The sequence below is a fragment of the Aliiroseovarius lamellibrachiae genome, assembly GCF_018599245.1.
GTDB lineage: Bacteria > Pseudomonadota > Alphaproteobacteria > Rhodobacterales > Rhodobacteraceae > Aliiroseovarius > Aliiroseovarius lamellibrachiae.
The window spans coordinates 1-7,862 of sequence record NZ_JAHEVJ010000016.1 but is presented as its reverse complement, the minus strand read 5'-3'; the positions used below and the strand labels follow the sequence as shown (position 1 = coordinate 7,862).

At 50.8% G+C, this 7,862-nt stretch carries 6 protein-coding genes and 4 pseudogenes; 5 read left to right on the top strand and 5 right to left on the bottom strand.

Annotation, left to right across the window (positions count from 1 at the left end; translation table 11 throughout):
- Positions 1–290 precede the first annotated feature (290 nt).
- Positions 291–472 (top strand): annotated as a pseudogene (locus KKW20_RS16465) (IS21 family transposase); the annotation flags it as partial.
- 1,396 nt (positions 473–1,868) lie between these two features.
- Here the strand turns inward: KKW20_RS16465 and KKW20_RS16460 are convergent.
- From KKW20_RS16460 to KKW20_RS16445, 4 genes and pseudogenes are all read right to left on the bottom strand, one after another.
- Positions 1,869–2,726, bottom strand: a complete 858-nt coding sequence (locus KKW20_RS16460; protein ID WP_343207608.1) for an IS481 family transposase — start codon at positions 2,724–2,726, stop codon at positions 1,869–1,871.
- A 40-nt stretch (positions 2,727–2,766) separates the two neighbouring features.
- Positions 2,767–2,883 (bottom strand): annotated as a pseudogene (locus tag KKW20_RS16455) (IS3 family transposase); the annotation flags it as partial.
- A 106-nt stretch (positions 2,884–2,989) separates the two neighbouring features.
- Positions 2,990–3,154, bottom strand: a pseudogene (locus tag KKW20_RS16730) (transposase); the annotation flags it as partial.
- A gap of 78 nt (positions 3,155–3,232) precedes the next feature.
- Positions 3,233–3,535, bottom strand: a complete 303-nt coding sequence (locus KKW20_RS16445; protein ID WP_214569014.1) for a hypothetical protein — start codon at positions 3,533–3,535, stop codon at positions 3,233–3,235.
- Positions 3,536–4,539: 1,004 nt separating this feature from the next.
- Here KKW20_RS16445 and repC point away from each other — a divergent pair.
- The 4 genes and pseudogenes from repC to KKW20_RS16425 form a co-directional block, all read left to right on the top strand.
- Positions 4,540–5,109, top strand: a complete 570-nt coding sequence (gene repC, locus KKW20_RS16675; protein WP_214569012.1) for a replication initiation protein RepC — start codon at positions 4,540–4,542, stop codon at positions 5,107–5,109.
- Between the two features lie 298 nt (positions 5,110–5,407).
- On the top strand, positions 5,408–5,803 hold the full coding sequence (locus tag KKW20_RS16435) for a helix-turn-helix domain-containing protein (RefSeq protein WP_343207607.1): 396 nt from the start codon (positions 5,408–5,410) through the stop codon (positions 5,801–5,803).
- Positions 5,803–7,035 (top strand): type II toxin-antitoxin system HipA family toxin, encoded by a 1,233-nt coding sequence (locus KKW20_RS16430; RefSeq protein WP_214569008.1) that lies wholly within the window; start codon positions 5,803–5,805, stop codon positions 7,033–7,035. The genes KKW20_RS16435 and KKW20_RS16430 overlap by 1 nt, the downstream gene beginning before the upstream one ends.
- A 13-nt stretch (positions 7,036–7,048) precedes the next feature.
- Positions 7,049–7,204 (top strand): annotated as a pseudogene (locus KKW20_RS16425) (DDE-type integrase/transposase/recombinase); the annotation flags it as partial.
- A 31-nt stretch (positions 7,205–7,235) separates the two neighbouring features.
- Here KKW20_RS16425 and KKW20_RS16420 read toward each other — a convergent pair.
- A complete protein-coding gene (locus tag KKW20_RS16420; protein ID WP_214569006.1) occupies positions 7,236–7,604 on the bottom strand; it encodes a hypothetical protein in 369 nt (122 codons plus the stop codon).
- Positions 7,605–7,862 lie beyond the last annotated feature (258 nt).

The following is a 7,862-nucleotide window of genomic DNA, read 5'->3' as shown; positions in this document are numbered from 1 at the left end:
AAAGACGCTCGAAGCGCGCCGCTTGCATCACAGGCAACGCGCCGCATAATCAAACCAACCAGATGAGCCAAACTCTCTCTTAGTTTAGGCCGCCTTTGGACCCAAAAACTCTGCCGACGCACAGTTTTGAGTTGTTGGATGTCACATAAAACTGACCCAGTAGCGGTCAGAATTGTCACTGAGAACTGACTCATGTGCAACCTTGCCCCTGAGGGGATTTGTCGGGGGTTATTGGAGTGATAGACATGGGATTTTTGAGTGTAATTCGTCGATGAGCACTGAGGGACAAGATGCCCATTCGCGAGATTTCACGGCGGACAGAGCTGTCTCGCTACACCATCAGGAAGTATCTGCGGGCTGATATCGTTGAGCCCAGCTTCGAGACGCCGACGCGGCCAAGCAGATGCATGCGGATTTGGTACATCTTGGCTTTGACGGATCGTATGAGCGGGTTTGGGCACTCACTACTAGAGATACGATCAAAGCCAAAGTGGGTCGTCTATTTTCGCGATACTTTTGCGCGATTTTAGGTCCCTCTTGAAAACAAATGAGTCAACATCATCTATCAATGACATTTCCATGATGGGTTCTGAAATAGCCTCATACTGAAAAACCGGCTTTTCAAAGTCAAAGTTTTGCAACAATCTAAAAAGCAGATTTCTCCTCAGCGTTACCTCGTCACATTGCCAATGCGCACTCATATCTTACCCTCTTTTTCCAATATAATTTATTCTCAGAACAGCTAACAGAAAGTTTTTGCACCTCGGGAGTTACCTCAAATTGAATCGATCCCGCTCGTACTACCTGAGCATACCTATGGCAGCACCCAGCCCAAAGTGAGCAAGGCTGATCAACATTCCGGGCGGAAAGCCGACCTTCGCCGCGCGACGCACTGACCTGGGCCCCAAGTTTCGTCCAAATTTGCCGGATCACTTCAGAACAATCAGATGACGGTTTACGTGACAACACCAATTGGACCACTCAAGTGGGTTCAGCAACATCAGCACTGTCTGACGTCAGCACCCGTGGGACAGATTTGAGGATTTGAATAGCGGAGGATTTCTGGTTCATCTTATCGATTAGGAGATCGAGATGACGAAGAAACCGCAGGCATCGAAAGACGCCGCCGACAAGGTGGTTAAACGGTATCGCCGCCATCACTCTCATAATGGTAGAGTCTTGATGCTCTTTGTATACCCCTGACGGCAATAGGAAACCTCTCAACAGATCAAAATTCTAATCGAGAGGCGCAAAAGCGAAAAGGAGCAGCATTGCCACCCCTTTTCTAGCTGTTTTGATCGGAAATATAAGTTGTTTGCCATTATTGGCAGATCTATGTTTCCTCGTTTGTGGTAAAAAAAGTGTTAATAGATATTAATTCTCAATCATTTTGTTTAAACATTTAGCTGTTCCAACAATTATCTTTTGAATTCTGATAAATTCATCACCAGTATTTTTGTCCATCGTGGGGGTGGGAAATGTGTAAGTGTCCGTACTATTCTGAATCGCAGGGGAATTGGGGCGGTTCCAACGAAGAAAAAATTGGCGCGGCTCAGTGCATGCATGCCACATTTTTCGAGTACCACAATCTATTGACAGGACCCTTAAAATGCAACGGATCTCAGGTAGCGTGTGAGGTCGGTGCCAATCTGCCAAAAGAGTGATCTTAGGCAACCATATGAAATTACCATTCATGAAATAGAAAGGGGCGGCAAATGCCACCCCTAGTTAGTCTACGCAATCATAACTTTCGCAATCTAACTCGTCACAGATAAAATGGTTAACAGATGGATTCGATATTGCAATAGTGAACCGCGCCGGGTTTGCCGGAGGTGTAAACTCGACAGACCGGCGGGACACTTGTGGTGTTACTGTAGCTTCTCTCTGAGTGCTTCGTAAGGGGTCTGGCCATTGTGAGCGCCGTGAGGTCTGGCAAAGTTGTAAAACCGTTCCCATTCGTCCAGCTTAGCCTCGAGATCGATGTCACCTTTGTAGCTTAAGAGTTGATAGAACTCCTGCTGATCAGATCGGTGGGAACGTTTGACCTTTCCATTAAGTTGGGGCGTGCCGCGTTTGATGTAGGCGTGCCTGATCCCAAGATCCTCGACATGCCAATGGAACTTGGCTTGGAACTCGTGGCCGTTATCCGTCCGAACTTCTCGAATGCTAAACGGGAACTTTTCGATGATGTGATCAATGAAGTCGATTGCGTTTGCCTGAGTGTGCTTCCCATAGATTTTGAGCGCTCTAACGCGTGTTGCATCATCGATTGCAGTATACTGGAACCTGCGCACTTTCTCTCCGCGTTTTCCTTTGAAAGTCAGAAACTTAACGTCGACTTGTATATGATGCCCTGGCACCTGCTTTTGATATCGTTTGGTGTGCAGTTTCCGCATTCGTGTGCCTCGAGGCAGTCGGTTGAGACCGTTGCGCTTGAGGATGCGGTAAACTCCTGCGTCAGAGATTTTGATGCCGTGATAGCGTGCCAAATACCAGACGATCCTGATTGGCCCCAGGTGATATTTGCGACGCAGATACAGAACCTTTTCTGCGATATCTGGCGGCGTTTGGTTGGCCGGGTTCTTTGGAATAGATTTGGCATTCTTCAGACCGGCTTCGCCATGCTTTTGATGTGCATCCCGCCATCTATAGAAGCTGGATCTCCCAATTCCGAAATATCGGCAAGCTTTGCGGGCATTGCCAATCTTCTCGGCATGTTGAAGCACTCTGGACCTGTCACGCTTTAGTGCCGCCCCAAGTGCTCGTTTAAGCCACCTTTCGTTCGAAGGCGACGGGGCTTTTCCATCCCAGTGCTAAGTGGCGACGTCGCGGGTTATAGAACCCGTTGATGTATTCGAAGATCGCCATCTCTGCCTCGCGCCGAAGCCGGTCATTCTCTTGAGCGAGGTTCATATCCTCTTTTGACACCACGTCTATGTCTCCCCTCTCATGCATGTAAACATGCACTGCCGGGCAGCGGATGTGCCGTGATCCATTTATTCAGCGTCGACATTCCAACACCAAGATCATTCGCCACCTGCTTACGCCCCTCTCATCGTTTGCAAGCAAACGACTGCCGGGCAATGGTAAGCCCGCTGGTAAGTGCGATACGCACCGCATCTTGGCGGAATTCGTCCGTCCGTTTCAGTCCCATAGTCAATCTCCTTTGTTGCAGTAAATGCTATCAAAGGAGCGGCATCAAACCGCGACAGGTCCACAATCTGCCAACGTTTCAAACGGGAACAAGCTGAGCACCACTTTCAGTTTCCAAGGCTGGAGTATGCTCCAATGCCTTTTCGACGTATTCCTGAACGCCAACATAACCCTCGCCAAGCTGCCAGCAAGTTTCCAAAGCCAATCGTAGCGTCACAACATCGGCCATCGTGCCAATCGCACCCATTTCACCCGGCTTTAACTTTATCAAGTTTTTGCGGGTCAATGCCAATAAGTTTGCAACCTCATAAGCCTCATATGAGCAGGCCACTCTAATCAGGTCGTCAATTACGCTAACCATCCACAAAGGGCTCTTTTCCACGTTCCAGTCCTTTTGAACTCCACTCCAAGACAGTTATCGCCCCAGGTTTCTCACTTTGGAACTTGTATTACAGTTACAATAACCATGAAACCAGATAGGTCAGGCAATAGAAATAAAAGGCACATAGTTGCGTTCTCAAAATCTACGTAGCGTGACTTACACGGAGTAAGAACTGAATTCCGCTATCAAATTCGAAACCTGCCTCATTTTCAGGCGTGGCTTCGCGGCAACACATATTGCATTCCTAAACAGCACCCGGATATCCGATCCTAACAAACGCGGTCATTGACTGGTTACCTAACACCTATGGCATCGGAAAATATGGATCACTGCCCCCCAGAAGGAAACCAAATCCAAACAAGTTGCAGGCGAGATCCCACTGACTTCCAGCGCATACAGGTCGGCAGATAGCACAGAACATGCTTCAAACAACTTGGCAGGCAATCCAATATCACTCGCATCAAGCGACTGCCAGTTTGATAGATTGTTAGCGATAGAAACTAAAAAGAAAGCCATCTCCAATCCGGTAGTCTCTGGAAATTTTCGCGCTATCAAAGCAACCACAGAGCATGGGTCAAGCTTTTCGACCAATAGGCATTCAACGGCAAACTCTTGAATATGCGAGTTTATTGGTACCTCCCCAAGCAATTAACTCCCCCTTCGTAAACTAGCTTAACGAATATGCCTGCAATACCCCGCGCATGAAATAATCCATTATGTCTACTTTCAGCCCAAAGAGACCATGGCGCAACGTTTGTGAAGTCGAACGCTGCAGGTGCATTCAGTGCCTGACGTCAGCACCCTTGGGACAGATTTGAGGATTTGAATAGCGGAGGATTTCTGGTTCATCTTATCGATTAGGACATCGAGATGTCGAAGAAACCGCAAACATCGAAAGACGCCGCCGACAAGGTGGCTAAAAACATCCGCCGTAAGACGCGCCAAACTTATTCAGCCGAGGAGAAGAGGCGACCTATCTCAAGGCAGTTCGGGCCGATGAGGTTGTGGAAAACGTAGCAGAAAACATCGAACACGTTAGTGAAAAGACTCAAGAATTGGACCCCAGGGAGGTCATTTCTGAACCTCATATACTAATTACAACTCAACTTAATCCTGTAACCTGTAATCGCTCAGAAACTGAGCAAGCGGAGGGCGTGGTGCTGAGTGCGCCAGCCGAAGAGTGGGTGGATAGGGAGTTGGAAGATTGGGTTGCCGAGACGCGCAAGAAACGCGGAGCAGCGCTTGATTTGCCAACAATCATGCAGGCTTGTCCTGAATTTACGTCTTGGGCGCGCAATATGGGCGGGTATCTGAAGGATTGGAGCGATCTTCATCGCGTTACCGGGCAATTGAGGCCGATGATTGGCGTCTCTGAACATGCCTGGAACCTGGCTCAGGACCGACTTGGGCCTCAAATCGCAACAGCGGCGCTGGTTCTGACCTTCGACAAGCATTGCGCCGGTGAGGTGGCGTCTCCGGGCGGATATCTGCGCGGCATCGTCCAAAAAGCTGGGGCAGGGGAGTTGCATCTCGAGCGCAGTTTCTATGGCAGGCTCAGTGGTCAAGCGGCATGAAGAAGGCTGTCACCGGTCGATGCCGCGCAGGTTTGCTTAACAGTGAATCTGCAGGATTTAGCAAATATGGTCCGAACTTTTCGCGAGCCTGCCTGAGTGCTTTGCCGTGGATCATGGGGCAGGGGAGGGGATGCGGGCTGTACTCCGAATAAGCCGGAGAAAAATTCGCTTTATGCTGTTTAGATCGGAGGTTCAGACGGACTAGGTTGTGAAGCCTTGATTTATGTGAGGCGAGGCCTTATACCGGAGAAAATTCCGGACTAAGCTTTTGAAGCCGGAAAAATATCCGATGTAACTCGTGGAGAAAGTTGTGAGCTCGTTGCAAGTTAAATCCGCTTTGTCGCAGCTCGGTCGCGATATACAGACGGCGCGCAAAAGGCGCCGCATGTCGGTTGCTGATTTCTGTAGCCGGATTGGTGTCAGCGACAAGACTCTTGCAAAGCTTGAGAGGGGCGATGGTGGTGTCCGGCTTGAGACCTTTGCCATGGCGCTCCTCGCTCTGGGTATGCTGGACCGGTTGGCTGAGATCGCAGACCCATCTTCTGATTTCACTGGCATCGGACTGGATAGGGAGAAACTCCCGGAACGCATCCGGCAGCGTGGGCAAAAGGGCACGAAGACCGTCCCCGCCAACCAAAGTGATGCGTCACAGGGGCTGACGGTGCTAGATGATGATGAAGGGACGGCATTTTAATGCCTGAGGCATCTGTTGTTCTTGGGGACGCCTGTGTCCCCGTCGGTCGTTTGATTTTTGAAACCGATGGACGTCGGTCTCACTCCACATTTATCTATGATGAAAGATGGCTTGAAAACCCGATTGGATTTGATCTCGCGCCTGACATACCGCGCGACGGCGCGCCTTTTCATTCTTCGTCTGAGGGGCGCGACAGCCGTCGTCGAGATGTCATGGCGGGGCCCTTTACGGACACATCGCCTGATAGTTGGGGGCGCAAGCTCATTCGCAGGGTGCATGGCGAGGGCGCGACAGAGTTTGACTATCTGGTTGCCGCAGATGACAGGGCCCGCCAAGGGGCGTTGCGGTTTTTGAATGAAAAGGGAGAGGTGTTCCACCCGGATCAGCCCCCTGTGCCACGTCTGGCAAATATTGAAGAGCTTCGTGCGATCGCAGCACGGTATGAGCGGGATCCGGATAGAGCTGAAGCCGAAGCGCGTGATCTTGTCGGCGCGGCTGGTTCGCTTGGTGGTGCGCGCCCCAAAGCCAATGTCGAGGATGGCCAGGAGCTTTGGATTGCCAAATTCACCTCAATCGATGATACATGGCCCGTTGAGCGGTTGGAAATCGCGACCCTCAATATGGCCCGCGCGGTCGGTATTCGAACACCGGAGGCTCGGCTTGAGCTGGCGGCCAGTAGGCATCCCGTCGGCCTTATCAAGCGTTTTGATCGCCGCCAAGGTGGTCGACTGCCATATATGTCGGCCCGTACGGCTCTGGGAAAAAAAGGATCTGCTCACGGTTATTACACCGACATTGCAGATGCTCTTCGTCAAATGTCTGTTCTGCCAGACAGGGACATTCTGGAGCTGTGGCAGCGCCTGTTGTTCACCGTGCTGATCACAAACACCGATGATCACCTGAAAAATCATGGATTTCTCTATGTGCGCGACAATCGATGGCGCTTGTCACCGATGTTTGACGTAAACCCGCAACCACGCAGACAGCCCACTTTAGAAACTGGGATCAGCGACATTCACGGCTTTGAACCCTCAGTGGAAGCAGTTGTCGAAGCCGCGCCCTTCTTTGATATTAAGGAAGATGATGCCAGGACTATGGCCAGGGAAATGGCAACCACGGTAACCGAGATCTGGGGCGAAACACTCCGCCAGCATGGTATTACCGGGGCCGCGCACAGAAGATGCGCGCCAGCTTTTGAACACGAACGAATGGAGTTTGCTCTCGGATTATGAGCTGATCCAGCAGGATGGCCCCAATCAAAAGTGGGCCGGAGACATCAGCTACATCTGGACCAGTGAGGGCTGGCTTTATCTGGCCGTCATCCTTGAGCTGTACTCTCGCCGCGTAATTAGCAACCGGATGGAGCGAGATCTGGCGATCAGGGCGTTAGATAGGGGGCTCTTTTCTAAGTGACCAGGCGGCTATCAACTCGTTATACAGGTTCGCCAGTGTCTGGGTCTACAGCCCCACCTGCTCCGTTTCCGCCATTGGTTGATTGAGGTGCAGTATCCGCCCAACCACCGCCGATACCGAAATCAAAACCACCGCCGTTGAAATTATAGCCGCCATTCAGCTCGACATAGCTGTTGTCCATCAGATAGGCCGCACCGACTGAACCGCGCCAGCTTTGGTTGGTGAACATATAATCAAGCCCCACGGATGCGGCGGCTTTGTTTTGCTCGTCATTGGAAAGGACACGCACACCAACGCCAGTGTTCACCTGGCCACCGCCAAAGGTGAAGTTCAGGCCAAGACCAACTGTGGGATCTGCAATGGCAGGGGTTGAAAAGGTCAGCGCCAATGCGACTGCGGCTAAATATTTTGGGACATAATAAACCTCGAATTGTGATTGATCGCTACGCTATCCCCCGCTTGTGCTGGCAATGGGAGGTGGCGATAGTTTGGTGATGTGCTAAATTTGCAAAACCAACCAAAATGTCTGACGTCAGCGCTTATGGGTCCAAATAGGGCAATTTGATAAGAGAGTGTTTCTGGCTCATCGTGACCACCGAGGAGTGGACGATGAGAAAGACAACCAAGAGCCCCGGCGAGAAGATCG